Below are 19108 nucleotides of genomic sequence, written 5' to 3' on the forward strand. Positions count from 1 at the left end.
GCTGGTCCTCGTGGATTTCACCGTCTGCTTGCTTGGTATTAGACACACCTTCAGCAAGCAGACGTCTCAACTAACCGGCTTTGTGATGTACTGATTATCGGACAGTCACGAGACCCGCGAGAACGAGTAATGCACTATACGAAATCCCTAACAGCGGGGTGCTGAGACTGGAGGTCGAATCAATTGTGAGCCAGAGCGCAGTACCCAAGCAACTGAGCGCGACGAGTGAGCTGAAGATTTCGATACGACGTGGCTTGGCAGTCCCAGTACGGAATCGGCTATACAGAGCGTGTCCAAGCACAGCGATAGGGAAGACGCCTGCGACCACGACCGCGAAATGAACTGCAACCACGCCTGCCATGTTGAGTGCTGGTATAATGTCTCTCATAAGTGTCCCAAGAGCGTATACTCCGAGCAACCCCACCAAGAGAACCGCAAGGGAACGTTCGACGCTACTGGCCGACGGACGCGGGAAGCGGGAAACCGTCTTACCCATGCTAAACTCTCTCGTCCAAAGCGTCATAAAGTCACCGTCAAGAAGCCGAGATACTCTATTGAATAGTTCGCAGTCCTCATCGGCCAACTGTTTCAGGCAAGAATATACCTAATGAATAGGATTTCAACAGAGCCATAATTTCGCAATTTGGCGCTAAATGCTTACCAAACAATTAGTATCGGCTTGGTCGGGCGAGTCCCTACAGTGCGTCTCCAACTCATACTCACGGGATCTATACTGACACCACGAATTTCTGCGAGGAATCGAAGGGTCTTCTGCCTATTCGTGTTGGCGCCCGAAATATCCGACTGCTGGTGGTTTTGTGACGGGTATATGTAGCACTATGGAACCTTCTGAGATAGCACTCCGAGACAATTTCTGTTGCTCCAAGAAGTACAAAATTTGCTGCTGATTCAGTATAGCGATATACAGTATATTCCCTGTAGGCATATTCACAAAGGATCTGGTGTGGGTTTAGCAGACTGAATTGGTCTGCCCAACCCACAAACTGATAAGGAATCCGATTGAAACGCTGAACGACTCGGATATGCCACTCTTAGAATCGCCATACTGGGCCGCGACCAGGTTTCTAACCGAATTCTGCACCAATCCAATTTCGGACGGTCAAGTCCCCCAGAGATCGGTACAATGAGTCGGTCGGATGCCGAGCAGGAGGGCAAAACCGACGCTGAGCGGGTGCCATCATTCGATGGTGTCCGATGGACCTCGTGCTCGCTCGAGGACTTCACGGACCTGTACTGGGACGAGATTGCCCCTTGCCTCGAAGCAGAGGGTATCGATCCGAGAGGCGAGAAGCCTACCCACCAGTGGTTTCGGGATCACGATGCGCGGTCATTCCTCGCGGCTCTCCGCCGCCATCACGATCGCTCATTCGGGGAGTTCTGGAACGAGGACCTCGAGCTCGGTGATGATGAAGAGGGCTACACATGGGCAACGACGGATGATGCAACAATGGACGCCCTTGAACAGTTCCTCAACCGGCGGGAATCACGATACAGCCTTGCGACGTCGTCCGTCGACGCGCTGCGAACGCGACTGAATCTCTACGTCCGTGCTTATCGAGAGGCAAACGGGACAGATGACCTCCTTACACCGATTCAACGAGATCAAGAGAATCCAGACTACGAAGCCGTTGACGCGTGCTATGCAGCATTCGACTGGTTGAATGAGGGAGCAGAACGGGAATACAGTGCCCAGACTCTCCAGCGTGTGCGGCGCGTCGTCGACGCCTGGTATCAGCATCTAGTCGGTCGACGGGTTGCCTCGATGAACCCTGCGAGCGGCCTCTATGACGAATTCAAGTGGGAAGTCGAAGATTCACCCACACCTTCGCTTTCAGCGAATCAGATTCGGAAACTGATGCAGGCGTCGGAGACAACGCGAGAACAGCTGCTCGTGGTGGCGTTAGCTGGCTGGGGACTTCGTGCAAGTGAGGTCGCCGCACTCCATGTATCGCAGTTCCACCGTGACGTTCCCGAAGACGACATCCCCTTCATTACGTTCGAGAGTCGCAAGAACGGGCCCGGTGAGGTGTCTCTCCTGTACGGAATGGACGTTCTCGACTCCCGAATCGACGAGCTAGCGGAAGACGATACGTGGACTGGATACCTGTTCCCCTCCTCTCAGGGAGAAACGCCGTACGTGACCCGAGATACAATCCGGAATTGGTTCCAAAATCTTGCATTGGAAGCAGATCTCCCCGAGCGGATCGAGGGTGAACGACCGAGTCCACAGCTCTGTCGTCGATTCTGGTACGACACCTATACAGCAGTCCTCGAAGGCGTTCTCGAAGGTGTTGACGAAATCGCTGCAGAGCAAGGTAGTAGCGATCCTCGGGTAGTGATGCAAAATTACCTGTCTGACTCGCGTGCTCGCCGAGTCCGACGAGAATTCATGCGAGACCAACTTAACGCAGCCTTCGGAGAGAGAACGTAACATCAACCCATCTGTCGAGCTATTCCAAATGTCTGTCCTCGGTTGATGACTGAATCAATGAGTCACAGAGTCAATGAAGTATTGACTTCTGGAAGTTAAGAATCAAAGAGTCCATGATCTATAGCGTCATTTGCCACGATGGAGAGAATGAATTCACCGACTCAGAGATTCATTGAGTCACTGAATCAGTGAGTGCCTGAAGCATTGAGTTGAGGATTCAGGAACACCAGACCCGTATCACGAAATCACTGAATCAATGAATCAGTGAAATCCTGACGTTGTGAATCATTGATTCTGTGAGTCAATGATTCAAAGACAGTGTTCGGGAAAGAGGTAATCATAGCTCTTAGCCCCTCAAACGCCGATATACGACAGAATCGCATTGAGAGAGATACAACTGAGTGTCTGACATGGATTTATGAGTCATTGATTCAATGATCGAACTATGACCGAGACACCTCGTGGATGGGGCGTCACACCATCGACTGGCATCCCCACGATCGCCTTCGGCAACCAGAAAGGCGGGACAGGAAAGACAACGGCGACGATCAACAGTGCCGCGGCGCTGGCCACTCGCGACCACGATGTTCTTGCAATCGATATGGACCCACAGGCCGACATGACGAAAGGGCTTGGACTGGGTCCGGGCGACGACAACGATCCATCAAGCCCGAAGAACGAACTCCCCAACACACTAGTCACCGATGACGAGAACCTACTCGACGTACTCGTCGACAATCCGCGCACGCACGATACTAGTCTTTCAGAAATCGTGATCGAAGCCGATGAGTACGATCATCTGAACTTCGACTTGATTCCCAGTCACAAGGACATGGGCCTTGCTCGAGATTGGATGGACGATGCGAATGCTCGTCTCTCGCTGAAACTCGCCCTCGAAGAGATGGTTGACGACGGATACAACTACGATTTTATCGTAGTCGATTGCCCTCCCGACCTCTCAGTCCTGACGGACGCGGCCTTCATCGCGGCTCAGAACGTCTTCCTGGCTGCACAGACCCAAGCAACATCACGGGATGCACTTGACGATCTGTGGGACCAGCTGGAGTCCATCGAGGACAACCAGCAGATCGAGATCGCAATCGTTGGACTCCTGGCGAACATGTACCGGGACGACGGTCAGTCGCAAAAGTTCCTCAACTCCTTCGACGAGTCCTTCGCGTCGATGGCACCGATTTTCAAACTCCCAATGCGAGTAGCAATCCAGCGTGCGTGGGACAACGGACGAGATATTTTCGGATGGGAAGACGCGAACGACCAGCAAGTAGAGCGCGACCTCTTCCTGGAGGTTGCGGAGACGATGGAACGAGCGTTTGACAAAACGCAGGTGGAGGCGTAAGAATGCCCCGGGGAATGGACGAGCGGTTCGAGGATCCCTCAGACGAGGTGGATGAGGAGGACGCGGTCGCAGACGAGGAGACCACAGAGACGTCGGAGGAATCGGAAGAACAGGGTCGTGAAACTGCGGCAGCAACCGAGGATCGATCAGATCAGCAGAGAACCGCATCCACGACCGATACTGATTCGTCGACCAGTGAGGCAGGAGAGACAGATGACGAACCGCTGAACATCCGCGAAGATTGGGATTCAGCCACGATATACGTTGAACCGGAGCAAAGCGAGGACATCGAGATCACGTTCACTCGCCTGAAAAAGCAGCTCAAACGCGAGGACATCACGCTGGAGAAAAACAAGCATTTCTACCGCGGTGTTTTCGAGGTAGCGTTCGGCGAGCACCAGGAGGAAACGAAGGAGAAAATTCGCGAATTCGCCAAGGAAGACGGCGATCAGTGAATCACTGATTCACAGAATCCCGAATGTTAAGAGGATGGCCCGGCATCGAACGAGGTTCTCAGAATCGACCCTCTCCTGTTCTTTTGAAAGCCAAAATGAATCGTCATTCACTATACTATCGAGTCGTGGGTGGGAAAGGTCAGACCGGCCCCCTATCTATAATCCGTCCTGAAAAGAGATCCTTAGCAAAGTCTGTGTAGTCGCAAGTTGCAGTAGTCAGTATGCCTTACTGCCCGAATTGCGGAGACCAAGTCAAAGACATTCATCACTACTGCGGGTCATGTGGTCAGGCGCTTTCTGATATTGCAGAGTCAGAAAACGAGCTTCCGATGGCCGTCGATCGCGAGGGCTTCCTCTCGTTGCGCTCACTCTCGTACGTCAACGACCTACTGAACGGAGAGCAAGAGCTGGACAGAGACTCGGTTTCGTATACCCAATTGTCGCGAGAAGTGAGTGCTGCCTTCGCAGATTTCGCCCGTCTCGCGATGGTGAAGGAGTTAGATCTGCTCCGCCTCTGGGAAGCTGGTTCCAGCTCCGCCGCGTTGGACATGCCAGTTGCAGACATGAATAGCAATCAGTTCCGCGACTGGCTGGCCGCCATCGGCCTTTCTCGTACTCTACGGATGTACGACGAATCTCTCCATACCGAGTTCGAGGACGACTTCAACGAGCGACTCCAGAAGCTCCTCGAGATTGCCGGGGAGGAACTCGATAGTTAGGGGTGTACCCAGCGAGAATCCTCGTCTATGCACGCACTTGTATCGAGAGGTTACGTACGCGAACGTCCTGAATCGAACACTCTAACGCCGTACCTACATGCTCCACCCTCAAAGGGGTGATCAGTTTCTAACCAGTCGCTCAATCGAGACGATTAACTCGTCACCACCCTATGATCAGATAGATGGCTGGTGCTGATCCTGATGACTGCTGCCGGGGTGCTCACGTAGCTTCCCAACAGGGCGAGTTCACTCAAGCAACCGTCTGGGATGCATGCCGAGATGGGATTCAAGAGGCAATCGAGGCACAGCTCGACGACGAGCAGGCACCACCAGTAATCATCGACGGCCTCCCCACGATCGGGAAAACACGACATGCAACAGAGACCGCGTTCGACCTAGACGTCCCAGCTGCAATCCTCACGCACCGGTACGAGACGCGAGACGTACACCTCAATCTCGCTGCCGAACATCAGAAAGCGGTAGTTGAAGTTCCAACACTCGACCGGGACTGTCCAACCCGGCGAGGAGATCACGGATCCGGTTGGGCCGAACGAATCAACGACTATCGGTCGCGGGGCGCCTCACCGACGTATCTTCACTACTATCTGCAGGATGTGTTGCCCTGTATGCAAGACGGTGACTGTCCATACCTCGCACGCTGGGACGCGGTCGAGGCGGCAGACGTCATCGTCGGCGGGCCAGCCCACGCCGCCCTTGATCGCGTCGTAGACGACCGCGTCGTCATCTTCGACGAAGACCCAGGAACCGCCTATCGAACGGAGTTTGACGCAAATCAACTCTCAACAGCGATTTCAACCTTTCTCAGCAAGAACGACGACTTGCCGATAGACAATCACTTCGGGTTGATTGGAGCTGCAACAAATGAGGGGATGGAGGCGATACGAGATGCGATTCGTGACGAACTCTCAGATAACACCTCTATTGCCCGTCCAACGGAGGCAGTCGACGATGATGACGGTCATGCCGAGGCCCCGACTGCAGTGCTCGCTATGCTCGAACTCGGCGGACCAATTATTGGCGATACCGCACCGACGGAGTATGACTGGGACGATCAACTTCGGGAAGAAGCAGGACTTGATTATGTCGAGCTTCCAGACGGATCACAGGTTGTCTACGATCACGCCGAATCACGGGTCGTCATTCGACGGCCGCCGACTCTTGATGCTGCTCGAGCAGTAGTTGGACTGGACGGAACGCCGGTCGAAGAACTCTGGCACGGACGGCTCGGCGTCGACGAGATAGTGAGTTGGCGAGTCCTTTGCGATGACTGTCGGGCCCGGTATCTCCGCGACGTCATCGGCTACGAGTTCGTACAGACGACCTCGCACGTCAAGCCATACAGCAGTGGTGAATACGTCAATCGACGGGGCGACTTCGGGGTAATCGAGGCTGTCGCAAATCGCCACGATACAACACCAGGCGTCATCACGACCAAGAGTGCAGCTGAGCGTCTCTTCGAAGAGCCACCCAGTGAGCCGTTTATCGACATCGAACGAGTAACTGACCGAATTGCGGACGTCAAACACTACGGCGCGCTCCGGAGTAGCAACGACTTCACAGGGACGGAGGTGGGGGTCGTACTCGGTTCCCCCCACCCGGGAGACCGTCCGCTTCAGATTACGGCTGCACTAGAAGGCTACACGGCGATTAGAGGTGACGAGGGGAAGGGAACAGACCTCGACTACGGGATTCCTGAACGGCCGTTTCTCCGGCACTATCGCGAACACAAGATTGCCCAAGCTGTCCTCCGGTTCGGGCGAACGACGGCTGCGACGGTCTACATCCACACAGGGGTACTCCCTGAGTGGTTATCCGAGATGGTCACGGTCGGGCCAGAGGCTGTCACGATCGAAGAGCGCTCCGAGGGGCAACGAGGTGTGATTCGCGCGCTCCTGGACGAGGGCCCGGGGACAGCCGCCGAGATCGCAAATCGAGAGGGAGTCTCAATCGGCGAGAAGCAAACCAGGGACTGGCTGAAGCGACTCCGGTCGGAAGGGTATGTTTCCCGTGATGACTCCCAGCCATACACGTGGGGTGCCAACGGCCTAGCTGACGCTCCGCATACCGCCCACGTGCGGCTGCCTGAACTCGAGTAGTGGGCGAAAGTATTATCACCCCCACCAATGCGCTATCGGTTGATTTTCCGCGAAATCACAAGCAGCTCGCGCTGGCCCGCCTCGCGTCGGTTTCACACCATCCGAATCCCCATCTCTAACGCAGAATCGACCCTTCCTACGTCTGGACTAAGCTGACTTCCCTTTGCTAAACTGAGACACTACGTATAGAACTCTATACGTCCTACCTCAGACTTCCTGACCTTCCCTCTCTTTTCAATCGGAACTGGTCCCAAGCGACTCACTGTGACCTGTCCCTTTCTGAACGATGCCTGAACTTTCACCGTTGAATCGAGACATGCATCTCCTTCGTTGAATTTCCCTGGGTGATTGGGCCATCGCGAGGCGGGCCGGCGCGGGGGCGCGCCTCACCGAAGGTGGAGCGCGCCCGTCGCGAGGTTGCGACGGGGCGCGGCCACCGACTATGAGCTCGAAACGCAACGTCCGCTCGCCGGACACGACCGATGCACAGACGAACGAGCCGACGCCCCGGTTCGAACAACCACTCAGTGACGACCAGATCTGGACGATGCTCCAGACGGCCGCGAACAGCGCCCGGATCATGCCGATCGTGAAAGGTGACTGGGAGTCCTCGTCGCGCTCGTACGAGACGCGTGAGGACGCAGCCCGCGCCCTGATCTTCGACCTGAGCTTCTACGCCGACTATCGGTTCAGCCAGGTTCGCCGGCTGTTCCAGCAGACCGCAATGCGGGACGTCCTCACCAAGGCAGAGATCGACGACATCGTCGAGGAGGCCTACTTCCAGCAGAACGGACGGAGCTATCCAACGTTCGCATAATGTGAGGGAGGCTAGTTACGAAGTGCTGCTCGCGGGGCAGAGCCTTCGGAGCGTCCCAGAAGTCCGGGACTGAAGCAGGATATTCGCTGACACCGAGAAAGCTACACGCAGAATACTCAGGACCTTGCCGTCCATCCCGGACAGGATATCGAGTACGTGATCGTCGACGACGAGAAATCCTCGCGGGACCGCGTCGTCCTCGCTCACGAAGAGATCGACACCTCGACGCATCTCCCTACGATACGCAGATGGTCCGAGCTGTCGAGAGTATACTGTCTCGCTTTGACTGGGACTATAACAACATCCGACGCGAGCTCAGTGGAACACGTGTAGTTGATATCACGGACTGGGCCTGACGAACCCCCTCCCCCCTTTTTCGAGTTGTAAACTCGTGACGAGGGGGAGGGGGTGAACAGGAAGAGGGGTTGCAAAACAGCCGATTATGGCAGATACACGCGATAGACGACCTGAAGACCCACTTCTCTAGCTTACAACTAAAAATGCGAAAGTTTATGTTATGCGTTATCTAACAGTATCCGTAATACAGACAAAAGAAAAAGATCTTCTAGCTCAGCTAGAAGATTGAGATCTCTGGGTACAGAGAATCTCCTAACCTGGCAGATGGTTCCAATCCCGAGAATCATCACGTTTCATCGCCTCTACGTCCTATTTTGCGAACTCTATTCTCACTCTATGGCATCTGGAGTGGTCTGCACCCGATGACTTACAACTCGAAAAAGGGGGGAGGGGGTAGAATGTTCGAGTACACCACACGAACCTCACCAACCATCGTGTTTGTAAACCGGTATTACTCTCACTCGCGAACTGCTCCTACGAGCGTTGCCCTTTCGCGACAATTCTGATGCTTACTACTCGAAAACGGGGGGTGTGGGATACACCGTTTCACCCTAAGCATCATTCGCAAAATTCAGACGATACAGATCTGCTCCTATACGCAGTGCGACTCACTGTTACTTACAACTCGAAAATGGGGCGGGTGGGAGAATCGAACCAGGTGTGATAACGCTCCTCGAAGTCTTACAACTCGAAAACGGGGGGTCTGGGTCATCGAGGGATTTTCGACGATAGAGATTCCTAGCGATCCCTTACAACTCGACAACGGAGGGTGATAGATGCCGAAGACGGTATCTACCTCATTTCGAGAATACACGGCTGTAGTTGTTAGATAGCCTGTTTTCACCCAGTTACAACTCCACAAGGGTCCACATTTTTATACCCAGAGTTCGAGGGGGTTCATAATGGGACGAAAGGGACGTAGAGCAGGTTCGAATCATCCAGAAGGTGAAAAGGATCGTGAAACCTCCTCTGCTGCTCCTGAGAATCCCGAGTCGATGGATGAGGAGATAGATTCTCCCGATACGTCACAGTCGACGTTCGAGGATGGCTCGGAACTCGCCGATTCTTCTCAAGACGCAACAAACGGTGACGGTGGTGGCATCTCAATCCGGGATCGACTCCAAACCGAGTCGTCCGGTGGGGTCTTCGCGAACAAAGATCTCGTTCGGTCAGATACCATCATCGACGAGGATCGTATCGTCGGTCGTGATGACCAGCTGGGACGTGTCGTCGACAACCTAAAACCGGTACTCCAGAACGAAGGCATCCCGGATATGCTTCTGAGTGGTCCCTCTGGAACTGGGAAGTCGCTCATCATTCATGCAGTCTGCAAACAGATCGTCGAACTGTGTGAATCTCAAGGCAAGACCTTCGGGGTCATTTCAATCAACTGCGAGGGGCCGAAGACTGCAGATCGGGCTGTCTATCGGTTAGTTAAAGCTGCTGCCGACGACCTCGGCGTTGATCCTGGTGTTCCCCAAACCGGCGTCTCAACGGATCAGAAACTGGAGCGACTGTACGAACTGATGCGCGAGTACTACGACGGTGTCATCTTCATTCTCGATGAAATCGATATGCTTGAGGGACCGTATCAGGAAGCAGAGTACAATTCTCTCATCTACCAGCTTTCACGGGCTCGAAAACTTGCTGATTTTGATGGGCCGATTTCACTCACGGCTATCACGAACTACGCCGATTTCATGAAGGACCTCAACAGCCGCGCACAGAGTTCTTACAATCCTGATGATATCTTCTTCGACGATTACGATGCGAACCAACTCCGTAGTATTCTCCGCAACCGACGAGACGCCTTCAAGCCAGAATCACTCGCAGATGACGTCGTTCCGCTTGTTGCCGCGTTCGGATCCCAAACGCACGGAGATGCACGGAAAGCAATTGATCTCCTCAGATGGGCTGGTGAATTAGCCGAGCGGCGTGGAGCTGACACTGTTACCGAGACTGATGTCCGTGATGCTCAGGAGAAATACACCGAAAACCGCAAGCTCCGCCATATCAGCGGCATTTCGACTCAAAAGAAACTCTCCATCTACGCTGTGGCGGCCACTGCCCACTACGCAAGAGAACATCCTGAGTGGATACCTGCTGGACCTGCGTTCAAAACGTACCAATTCATTGCTGATACGATGGATTCGGATCAGTACAGTCGCGAGACGTTCGTAAATCACGTCACAGAGCAGAGTACGTACGGGGTATTGGACTTCGAGCGTCGAGGCAAGGGGCGAGGCAGAGGAGTGCATATGTATTTCTCCCTCTCCGAGGATCCGGAAACGATCATGGAGACGATTCGCGAGGATTCCCGGTTCGAAGATCTAGCTCACGAAGAGGCGACTATCAGCGCGGTTGTCCGCGAACGGCTGAAGCAGTTCCGGAGTAAGAACTAATCTCGCTCAAATTCTCCCCGCACTTACTACTCGAAAACGGGGGGTGTTCGCGACCCGGGTGATGCTTACAGCTCGAAAATGGAGGGTGTCATTTGTCGGGGTGTCTCGTTACTACTCGAAAACGGGGGGAGGGTGACCTTAGAGATACGACGTTCTATAGCATGTGCTGTGCTGTCTCCTTGCCCTCTCCGATTTACAGCTCGAAAATGGGGGGTGGATCCCACGATTTTTGATCGTCCTCAGTGTCGTCGATGAAGACGTTGTGGAGAAACCTCCTACCGTACGGGGACTTCTGCTGTTAAGAGCTTCTCAATCACGGCACCCCTGGTGGTAGACCATTCACACTGAGGGGTGTCGGTAAACCGATCCCATTCACACTCTGGGGGGTGTCGTCAACTACGGGTTCAATGGTGCTGAACAAACCTTCGGCTCTGGTTCAATCTCGTCTAATCGTCGGGACTGACGGGGCCTTTATATTGAGATCGGATTTTTTCACCGTCTCGCCACTGCCAGTAGTAGTAGCGATTGTCGTTGATTTCCTTGATCGTGATCGTCGCCTTTGCAGGGACGTCGTCTGGAAGGTCTTCGGGACGATCATCGACGTTGTCCTTGTCCGATTCCGCCTCAAGACGGGTCTTCCGTTCTATGTGTTCGGCTAACTCCTCAGCGTAGCGGGATACCTCCCGAAGCTGTTCCGGCGGAGACTCGTTGAGAGTCTCGACTAATTCAGTCGGGAGGCCTGCAGGCGGGGTTGGTGGCTCGTAGGACATCGGCAGTTTCCTCCTATTAACCAACAATAACCAGCGACCCATAATTTTGTTGGTTAAACACTCTCGATTGACCGCTTCCGAATTTTGTAACACTACTCGAAACTTCCTTATATACAAGTTTCGTACTTTGTTACATTGTGCTTCGGCGTATCGAACTTGAGGTCCTCGCCACCGTCGAACGGGGCGACACGATCTCTGACCTCGCGACGAAACTCGACCACAGCGAGAGTTATCTCTCCCGTGCCGTTGCGGACCTCAGGGAGAACGGGCTGGTGTACACGGAACGCGACGGGCGTCGAAAGCGGGTTGTTCCCTCTGACAGCCGAGCCGTCGAAGTCTACCAGGATCTCGTCCGCCAGCACTCCCACATTGATTTCCCCGAGCTGTTGACCGGTAAGTCCCTCGAGGTGCTGAACTATCTCGATCAGCCGCGAACCGTCGCCGAAATCGCCGACCTGAGCGACAACTACCGCAATACGGTCAACCGAGTTCTCAAGCGGTTCCGCGACCGTGGTCTCGTCGGCACGGACGACGGCCGCTACGATTTCAACGCCGACTTCGACCGACTACATGAGTTCGCACGCGAAGTTGTTCACCATCTCCATCGACAACGCCTCGAAGCGGTCGCGCCGAACGGGACGATTCTCTGGGAGGACCACGACGAATTTCTTGCTCAGACCGAGACGGAGATCGACGTTGAGAACTTCCGCGAAACTGGGCTCGCTCTGTTCGCGGCCTTCGATCTCCTGTTCCTACTGACTCGCCACCGCTACTACCTTTACTCTGAGGATATGGATGACCTTTCGCCGGCGGAGCTCTGCTGTCACACCTTGCTGATCGATAACGGCGCTCGCCACCGGTCGTACTGTCTTCTCCTGCTCAGCCGCATCGACGTTGACGAGAAAACGCTGCGGGACCGAGCGGCAAAGTACGGACTTGAAGACGAAATTGAAATCCTGCTCCAGTATCTCAAGACTCACGGTGATGTCGACGATGATCGCTTCCCCGAGTGGGACGAGTTCCAGGAGCTCGCGGCTGAGTATGAAATCGACCAGTGATCGAGTGATGATAACGAGTCGATTTCGAGGAGTTACGCGTCGTCCGGGCGAGGCACGTTCTTCCGTCCGAATCACCCAACATTAGCCAGGCTCGACGGAATCGTTGGTTAAGAACGAACATCCAGCTCAGTAGGGAGCCGGCCGTCTGGTCGTGGAACTCGTCCCTGTTTGATCTCGTAGTCGACCCGGCGCATATGCTTGCAGCCGCCCTCGGGAGTCCGTTGTTGCCAGTCTGGACAGGTACACGACTTGCCGATGATATCGACGTCGTAGCGGTTCCCGGACGCGGACGCTACCTCGTACCGGCCGCCTTTCGCGAGCAGCGAGACGTTCATCGGTTCGTCGACAGCGCGTCTGGTTCGTGGCTCGAGAGCATCCTGATGTGTCACCTGCTCAGCAACGACCATACGGTCGCGGATATCGCCAGTTTGTCCACCGTCCGGAGCGACAGTTCCGTCAGCGTGCTGAAGGCGCTCTTGCAGAAGCTCTTCGACAGGATGACCGTCCGGCCAGAGATAATGGACTTCACGCCGCTCATGATGGTCGTAGGACCCACAGGCGGTAGCATCCCCGTCCCAGACGCGCCACGCACCGAGGGCGGTCATTACGTCGATGATGACTCGGGGGACCGTTGTGCGGTCGTCTGGGTAGAACAGCCGAAATCGCGTACACTCCTCCCGTGGTGAGACCGTCTCCCACCACTCAACGTCGGAACCCCAGCTGTCGAACATCGATTTGTCCCGTCCATACCCGACCGTCACGCCGTCGACCTGCGGGAATCGTTCGGCTACCGCTTCCGACTGCCCTTCGAGTAGTCTGAGAACAGCATACCGGAGATACTCGTGTGTAGGGGACTCCGTGGATTGAGCGACCTGGTCGTAATTTTTAGCGACATGCTCCGCCTCTGCCAAAACAGCCGTGAGGTACTGATCAGACATGGTTCTGTGGAGGGTGGAATGCGCCTCCGCCCCCTCGCGGGCGCTAAAAAACTTAACCAACGGTCAGCGGATTAACGTATCGTATGTTGGTTAAACAGCCGAGAATTTAATTCTCGAGGACCTCGATGATCTCTTCTGCTGTTCGACTGATTCGGCCGAGCCGCTCGCGAACGACTTCGGGATCGTCCGATTCCCACGCCGCGAGGTAGAACGCCGAGCCACTCGTATCGAGCCCGCAGTACCGCCCGACCACGTACGCGACGGCTTCGGCCTCGACCTCGCGCTTCGAGCGCTCGGTATCGTCGTCGACGTCGAAGTGGAGTAAGGCGTGTGCGTACTCGTGAATCAGCGTCCGGGCGAGATCCGCATTGTTCTCGCGGTCGCGAGCCTCGACGAGGGGCTTGACGTCGACAAGACTCACCCGCTCACAGACACCTTTTGCCTCTCCATGCGACCATTCCTCCTCAGGGATAATTCGAACCGTCACCCCAAGGTCATCATCGGCGGCAGTCAACTGGGTGACGAGACCGTCGGCGTCGCCAGTCGCTTCTGTATCAAGTTCCGGAAGCGGCTCACCGTCGGTCTGGGCGATGTCGAACACCGGTGCGGGTCTGAACCCAACGAGCCCCTTCGACCACTCTTCAGGCGGTGTCTCGGCGTAGTCACAGTCGCTGCTCTCGTGGTAGCTCGGCGAGTTCTCGCACTCTGGACATTGTTTCGTGATGATTGGTGCCCAGATCCAGATCGCGCTTTCCCCCTCCTGGACGTGCCGATCAAAGTCTTCTTGCCATGTCCGATAGCCTGCCACGCGGGTCGCCTCGGGACACTGACGCTTGATCAGGAGCGTATTTCGGTAGGAATAGTCGTGGAAACGGCTCTGGACATCGAGCCACTCCTGGAACTCCGCGCTGGATTGCGCCTCGTCGACGCCGGCGACGAGGTCGTTGATCCACTGTTCGATGGTGCTGTTCATCTCGTCCGATCGCGTGTCGGTCTCGTCGAAGGAGACCGACGAGTCGCTGGTCGTAGCCATAATTTCTCTGAATCGAGTTCACCGCGACCGCGTCAGTTTAGAACGCGCCGCACCCCTCTGGGGCGCACAAACAACCTCCTCTGAGTGTCACCGGAGTTCGTGTGGTTCGTCCGCGAACCCGACTGTAACGAGGTATTCGAGATACTCGTCGAACTGCTCCACGTCGCTGGGCGTGTCTGTCGCGAGGTGCCGTGCCCACTCGATAGCCCACTGGAATGCGGGGTCGGTGCCACCCTTTCCGTGGATATACCACCAGCGGGCCGCTTTCAGCACGACGAGCGGATTCGTCGGCGGGTGCTCGCTTGCTAGCCCACAGGTGATCGATTGGATCTCCTCGGGAACGTCTGCTGGATCTACCTCGGACGTCTGGGTGCTCGGTAGGTCGATTGGAATCTGATCGATTGAGATGTCACTCGGGTTCTGTTGTTGACTCATGTAGAATCACTCTCTTGTACGCTCTCTTTCGAGCCCTCACCCCTTCCGGGGGCGAAAAAACGACTCGCTGCTCAGGCTGGCGGGAAGTAGACGCTTTGTTCGCCGACTAGCTCTTCGAGCTGATTCCGATGCCGATGCGTGAAGTAGCAGTCGTAGCTACAGTACCCACAGATATCTCCCGTATCGTACTCTGCTACGTAGGGCCCTCGTTCAGTCGTCCAAACGTTCACATCGCACTCAGTACACGCCGCACTCTCGATATCACTCGGTGACGGACCGCGATACTCGAACTCGACACCATCTTCCTTCGTTGTCGATTCGGGCCAAACGCCTCGTGCCTGCCAGAACTCCCGGACCTTTGCGAGACTGTACCGGACGGTTTTTCGGATCGTCATGTGCTCGGCGTCGCGACCGCTGTCGTCCCACCCACTAGCCGTCCAGAACTCGCCAAACTGTGCGCCACGGTGAAGCCCATTCCAGTCGAGACCTACGATATCTGCGGGTGGATCTCCCGTCAGCGTTGGACGGGTGAGCTGCTTGATCACGTCCAGTTGTTTCGACGGACTCCCTCCGAGTATATGGACGCGACGACCACGCCAATCGCTCGGTTCTGAAAACTCGTGAGCGAGCCGGTCGGCGTATCCACGGGAGTACCCGACGACGAGGTCATCAGGGGTCGCGTGAATCGCGCCACGGCATTTGGGGACGATGACGAGATCCGATTCTGGGTAGCTTCTTTGAATCTCGCGAGCAGCAGCGACGTATCGGTCTACTTCTTCGACTCCGTAGGCATCACCAATCACTCCGACCTGAGGCTCATATTCGAAAAAGTGTTCGACGTACCGATCAAGGTCTGGGTTTCGAAAATCGTTATCGAGCATCCCGACTGGCAACTCTAACGCTTTGAATTGTTGCTGTTGGTAGGTACAGTCTTCCCGAAACCCGGTGAGAAAACCGAGACGAAAGGCGTCAAATGCGAACGGAACTCGATGAAGAAACGCCACGTGGTTGGCCTGCCGAGCAGCTGCAATTTCGCTGGCTGCGTTGCTGGTCGTCCTCGCTGTGATTGCCATGATGAATCAACGCGGGAACTCGCCCCGCACCCCTCCTGGGGGAGAAAAACTGCGACCGGCGGCTAATCGTTAACCAACATTGCTGGCGATTGTTCGACTTTGTTGGTTAATTAGAGGAGTGGCTCCTGTGTGTGTCTGCTACGACTGCGGCTCAGTACTGATATCTCGATTTTAACGGCTCAATATCTCCTACTTCGACAAGGCTCGCTTTTTGAACCCAAATCTTCTTGGAACAGGTCGACAAGAGCGAACTTCGCACCAGCCGTGGATGAACACACATTGTTGAGTCACTACACACCGGCGTAGACGATATCTATGTGTAACCTAGCGTAGAATAGTATCCAATTCCGAACCGAGTTTCGCAGCAGGTTTGATCAGGTGGCTGCTGCGATTTGTTTGATGGCCTTGACGAATTCATTATATTTATCGAGGGCTTCCCGACCAAGGACATCATAGGTAGTATACGATTGATTTACTGCTCCGATTTTTGACTCTATTCTAACATTTTCGGTAAATATTCCATTTGGAATCTGTTCTTCGTCAATACTCACGCCAAACTGTTGATAATGTGAAGGTTCGACATCCACTCGTTCATCAGGATCGTCTTCAAGTGATTCTCCTTCGACCCAAAAACTGGATGTGTCCGATTTTGGATCGTAAATCCTTGAATGAGCAACGACATCTTCGGCGGTTGCCGTACCGATATTTCGAGATTCAAGACTTACAATAAAAGAACCATCTGTGTGTACCGCGATGTCTGTTGATTCTATTTCGAGTGCAGGTTGGGTAGGGATTTCTCGAAAGAGAAGGAGCGAGGCGTAGAGGACTGTAGCGCCAGTTAATATCGCATTGGTGCTTGTGAGATGGTAGGAAACAGCGGCGAAGAGAATTGGAAATAGGATTGCGAGTACGACCATTCTTCGCAGAATAGCGATGTTGAGTTTCGTAGTGAGAAGGGGTTTGAGATATGATCGTTTTCGGACTTCGGTTCTGCCCCACTCGGTGAGAGTGAGTAAGACGAGGCCTCCACCGAAGAGGCCTCCAAATAGTAGTCCCGCTGCATGACCGAAGATGTTCGTTACGCTTTGCTGGTGTATCCAATTGACGGGAAATAGGGCGGGGACCAAGAAAACTAGAACCGCGCTGCCATAGCTGATGAGTCCGATCTGGAATGGGCGCGTTTTGATGTCTTGTACCATTTGACCGGGGTTTAGTAGTTTATCAAGGGGAATGACGCCAAATACGACTAAGACTAAGCCGACCACGATGGAGATGTAGATGACGAGAGTACCTATTCCGGAGTAGAGGACGATCCCGCCGAGGATGGAGAGGATTAGTGCGAGAAAGTAGTTTGTAGTACGTTGCCAGTTCTGGCAGATGGTGTGGACTTCTTTGACGACGATGACGAGGAGGAGACCGAATAATGCGGCAACGATTCCTGAAAAGCCACGGGTTGCTACTTGGTCAGTGACGTTGAGGAGGTATCGATAGACGAGGTAATCAGAGACCGAGATGAGTGGGGGAAGTACGACGAGGAAGGCGAGAACTATGTTCCGGAGTTCTTTCTGTGTGTTGTTTCGGTAGAAGATTGGCCAGAGGGCGGCGAGAGCGACTGAATATCCGAGTAGGTTGCCGTTCAGGTGGTCGATATTTCGGTGGACGTAGGCAGAGGTCCAGAGCGTGTATACATTAAATCGGCTGTGATCAAAAATGAGCACTGTGCGGATGTCGGGGGTTATCATCCAATAAAGTATCGCTAGGGTGACTGGTATGGAGAGTAATAATATACCCGTCCGAACCGTTTGAGGCCAGCGTTCAGAGTAGTTTACCATTCACTTGTTGGTGGTGACAATTCTGAAATAGTTCTTTCGACCATCAATTCTTGGTATTGAAGAGGCGTCACTTCCGGTTGATCATCGACGCCGAATTCACTTTCTTACTGGCGATCGATCCAAAAGTCACGTTCACGATGGTCCACCTCCGCGCCGAACTCCTCAAAGGATGTCTCGACGCTCTGCTCGGTCACTTCGAGCTGCCCATCATTTCCAAATGCTGTCTGATGCCGGAGGTTGATATCTTGTCGATCGCTTATCTGGATCGTGCCTCTACCTACTGAACGCTCTGAAAAACGACGATTACGAGCTAGCTCACCCCTCTTGTGAGCGGATTTTTTCTGCTCTCCGTTCAAGTCGGCGGAGAATCTGGACACGCTGCTGGTTCGCGTTCTCGTAGGCGACGCAGGCTCGGAGCGTCTCCATGTCGTGAATCGTCGCGATACCAGCATTGATGAGTCGGGTGTTTGGCGGTTCAAGACGCTGTTCCGGTGTGAGACCGTCTGATTCGACGGATGCATTCAACGAATCGCTCATTTTTGTTCGCCTCCGCTCTCTCAAGGCGACAACAAACAGCGGCCAGGCCACTCCCAGTCGAAGAAATTCCTTGTCAGAACTCCAAGTCAGTTTGGACGGTAGTTCGCGTCAGTGTCGACGCTGTCGTACATGCGGCCGAGCATGTCGAGCGCTGACTGGAAGTGTGCGTAGTGCTCGTTTGCGAACGCTATGGTTTCTTGGAGGGAAATAACGGGCCGTCCGTCGACCATCTCGGCCTCGATCTGTGCCTCCGGCTCGAGGACCACCTGTATCGCACCATCGAGGTCAGCAGCGGGCAGGCGTTCTTCCGCAGTCGGGATTTCGAACCGATCGAAGAACGCCGTCCAGGCGTCGAAGTCGGACTCGTGGACGGCGATGAACAGCGGATAGTCCTCTGGGTCGCGAGCGACCTGGTAGCCACCGCGGGTCCAGACGTAGACTGCATCGATGCCCGTGTATGCGTACTCCATCCCCGCGAACTGCGGGAGGACGTACGCCTCTGAGATCGACGGTGGCGAGATGTCTGCTACCACCGTCAGAAATTCGAGACCGACGTCTCGGAGCGTCTGATCGACAAGCTGGAGGCCATCATCGTACGCGACGTATCCCGCCTCTTCGAGGCGATTCACGACGCGCCGAATCGTCTCCCGGTTCTCGTCGATCTTCCGCGCGACGCCGGAGATGGAATCGCCCGGGTCAAGCGCAAGGATGACCTTGAGTTCCTTCTCACCGCACACTTCGTACATCCTGCGGTTA

The 19108-nt window shown here is 54.7% G+C and carries 16 protein-coding genes and 2 pseudogenes; 10 read left to right on the forward strand and 8 right to left on the reverse strand.

The window, feature by feature from the left end:
• Nucleotides 1-1144 precede the first annotated feature (1144 nt).
• The 9 genes and pseudogenes from J2744_RS14155 to J2744_RS14190 all read left to right on the forward strand — a co-directional run bounded on the left by J2744_RS14155 (nt 1145) and on the right by J2744_RS14190 (nt 10676).
• Entirely contained in the window at nt 1145-2452 is a 1308-nt protein-coding gene (locus J2744_RS14155; protein WP_210113896.1) for a tyrosine-type recombinase/integrase, read from the forward strand.
• Nucleotides 2453-2897: 445 nt separating this feature from the next.
• Complete coding sequence (locus J2744_RS14160) at nt 2898-3809, forward strand: ParA family protein (RefSeq protein ID WP_092818020.1); 912 nt, start codon at nt 2898-2900, stop codon at nt 3807-3809.
• Between the two features lie 14 nt (nt 3810-3823).
• The gene (locus tag J2744_RS14165) at nt 3824-4264 is read left to right on the forward strand and encodes a hypothetical protein (protein ID WP_245203393.1); all 441 of its coding nucleotides are present in this window, start codon (nt 3824-3826) and stop codon (nt 4262-4264) included.
• A 221-nt stretch (nt 4265-4485) separates the two neighbouring features.
• Nucleotides 4486-4554: pseudogene (locus tag J2744_RS15600) on the forward strand (zinc-ribbon domain-containing protein); the annotation flags it as partial.
• 39 nt (nt 4555-4593) lie between these two features.
• Entirely contained in the window at nt 4594-4983 is a 390-nt protein-coding gene (locus tag J2744_RS14170; protein ID WP_210113898.1) for a hypothetical protein, read from the forward strand.
• Nucleotides 4984-5165: 182 nt separating this feature from the next.
• Nucleotides 5166-7100 carry a hypothetical protein gene (locus J2744_RS14175; protein ID WP_210113899.1) on the forward strand — a complete coding sequence of 645 codons (1935 nt, stop codon included), beginning with the start codon at nt 5166-5168 and terminating at the stop codon, nt 7098-7100.
• A gap of 442 nt (nt 7101-7542) precedes the next feature.
• The gene (locus tag J2744_RS14180; protein ID WP_210113900.1) at nt 7543-7917 is read left to right on the forward strand and encodes a hypothetical protein; all 375 of its coding nucleotides are present in this window, start codon (nt 7543-7545) and stop codon (nt 7915-7917) included.
• 96 nt (nt 7918-8013) lie between these two features.
• Nucleotides 8014-8273: pseudogene (locus tag J2744_RS15370) on the forward strand (type B DNA-directed DNA polymerase); the annotation flags it as partial.
• 996 nt (nt 8274-9269) lie between these two features.
• Entirely contained in the window at nt 9270-10676 is a 1407-nt protein-coding gene (locus J2744_RS14190; RefSeq protein WP_343771693.1) for a Cdc6/Cdc18 family protein, read from the forward strand.
• A gap of 446 nt (nt 10677-11122) precedes the next feature.
• Here J2744_RS14190 and J2744_RS14195 read toward each other — a convergent pair whose 3' ends face one another.
• A complete protein-coding gene (locus J2744_RS14195) occupies nt 11123-11446 on the reverse strand; it encodes a hypothetical protein (protein WP_210113903.1) in 324 nt (107 codons plus the stop codon).
• Between the two features lie 137 nt (nt 11447-11583).
• Between J2744_RS14195 and J2744_RS14200 the strand changes: the two genes are divergently transcribed.
• On the forward strand, nt 11584-12504 hold the full coding sequence (locus J2744_RS14200; RefSeq protein ID WP_210113904.1) for a MarR family transcriptional regulator: 921 nt from the start codon (nt 11584-11586) through the stop codon (nt 12502-12504).
• 107 nt (nt 12505-12611) lie between these two features.
• Here J2744_RS14200 and J2744_RS14205 read toward each other — a convergent pair whose 3' ends face one another.
• From J2744_RS14205 to J2744_RS14235, 7 genes are all read right to left on the reverse strand, one after another.
• Nucleotides 12612-13442, reverse strand: a complete 831-nt coding sequence (locus J2744_RS14205) for a hypothetical protein (protein ID WP_210113905.1) — start codon at nt 13440-13442, stop codon at nt 12612-12614.
• Between the two features lie 106 nt (nt 13443-13548).
• Nucleotides 13549-14475, reverse strand: a complete 927-nt coding sequence (locus J2744_RS14210; RefSeq protein WP_210113906.1) for an ImmA/IrrE family metallo-endopeptidase — start codon at nt 14473-14475, stop codon at nt 13549-13551.
• 87 nt (nt 14476-14562) lie between these two features.
• On the reverse strand, nt 14563-14910 hold the full coding sequence (locus tag J2744_RS14215; protein WP_210113907.1) for a hypothetical protein: 348 nt from the start codon (nt 14908-14910) through the stop codon (nt 14563-14565).
• Nucleotides 14911-14981: 71 nt separating this feature from the next.
• Nucleotides 14982-15983, reverse strand: a complete 1002-nt coding sequence (locus J2744_RS14220) for a DUF6610 family protein (RefSeq protein WP_210113908.1) — start codon at nt 15981-15983, stop codon at nt 14982-14984.
• 374 nt (nt 15984-16357) lie between these two features.
• Entirely contained in the window at nt 16358-17815 is a 1458-nt protein-coding gene (locus J2744_RS14225) for a hypothetical protein (protein WP_210113909.1), read from the reverse strand.
• A gap of 315 nt (nt 17816-18130) precedes the next feature.
• On the reverse strand, nt 18131-18352 hold the full coding sequence (locus J2744_RS14230; protein ID WP_210113910.1) for a hypothetical protein: 222 nt from the start codon (nt 18350-18352) through the stop codon (nt 18131-18133).
• An 86-nt stretch (nt 18353-18438) separates the two neighbouring features.
• On the reverse strand, nt 18439-19098 hold the full coding sequence (locus J2744_RS14235; protein ID WP_210113911.1) for a helix-turn-helix domain-containing protein: 660 nt from the start codon (nt 19096-19098) through the stop codon (nt 18439-18441).
• Nucleotides 19099-19108 lie beyond the last annotated feature (10 nt).

Origin of the sequence: Halorubrum trapanicum (assembly GCF_017873555.1) — an archaeon.
Lineage (GTDB): Archaea > Halobacteriota > Halobacteria > Halobacteriales > Haloferacaceae > Halorubrum > Halorubrum trapanicum.

What these genes read in the sequence shown, in the direction of transcription:
- J2744_RS14175 (WP_210113899.1), top strand. Translation starts at nt 5,166, where the DNA reads ATGGCTGGTGCTGATCCTGATGACTGCTGCCGGGGTGCTCACGTAGCT.
- J2744_RS14160 (WP_092818020.1), top strand. Translation starts at nt 2,898, where the DNA reads ATGACCGAGACACCTCGTGGATGGGGCGTCACACCATCGACTGGCATC.
- J2744_RS14215 (WP_210113907.1), bottom strand. Translation starts at nt 14,910, where the DNA reads ATGAGTCAACAACAGAACCCGAGTGACATCTCAATCGATCAGATTCCA.
- J2744_RS14205 (WP_210113905.1), bottom strand. Translation starts at nt 13,442, where the DNA reads ATGTCTGATCAGTACCTCACGGCTGTTTTGGCAGAGGCGGAGCATGTC.
- J2744_RS14225 (WP_210113909.1), bottom strand. Translation starts at nt 17,815, where the DNA reads ATGGTAAACTACTCTGAACGCTGGCCTCAAACGGTTCGGACGGGTATA.
- J2744_RS14170 (WP_210113898.1), top strand. Translation starts at nt 4,594, where the DNA reads ATGGCCGTCGATCGCGAGGGCTTCCTCTCGTTGCGCTCACTCTCGTAC.
- J2744_RS14155 (WP_210113896.1), top strand. Translation starts at nt 1,145, where the DNA reads ATGAGTCGGTCGGATGCCGAGCAGGAGGGCAAAACCGACGCTGAGCGG.
- J2744_RS14210 (WP_210113906.1), bottom strand. Translation starts at nt 14,475, where the DNA reads ATGGCTACGACCAGCGACTCGTCGGTCTCCTTCGACGAGACCGACACG.
- J2744_RS14230 (WP_210113910.1), bottom strand. Translation starts at nt 18,352, where the DNA reads ATGAGCGATTCGTTGAATGCATCCGTCGAATCAGACGGTCTCACACCG.
- J2744_RS14195 (WP_210113903.1), bottom strand. Translation starts at nt 11,446, where the DNA reads ATGTCCTACGAGCCACCAACCCCGCCTGCAGGCCTCCCGACTGAATTA.
- J2744_RS14220 (WP_210113908.1), bottom strand. Translation starts at nt 15,983, where the DNA reads ATGGCAATCACAGCGAGGACGACCAGCAACGCAGCCAGCGAAATTGCA.
- J2744_RS14165 (WP_245203393.1), top strand. Translation starts at nt 3,824, where the DNA reads ATGGACGAGCGGTTCGAGGATCCCTCAGACGAGGTGGATGAGGAGGAC.
- J2744_RS14235 (WP_210113911.1), bottom strand. Translation starts at nt 19,098, where the DNA reads ATGTACGAAGTGTGCGGTGAGAAGGAACTCAAGGTCATCCTTGCGCTT.
- J2744_RS14180 (WP_210113900.1), top strand. Translation starts at nt 7,543, where the DNA reads ATGAGCTCGAAACGCAACGTCCGCTCGCCGGACACGACCGATGCACAG.
- J2744_RS14190 (WP_343771693.1), top strand. Translation starts at nt 9,270, where the DNA reads ATGGATGAGGAGATAGATTCTCCCGATACGTCACAGTCGACGTTCGAG.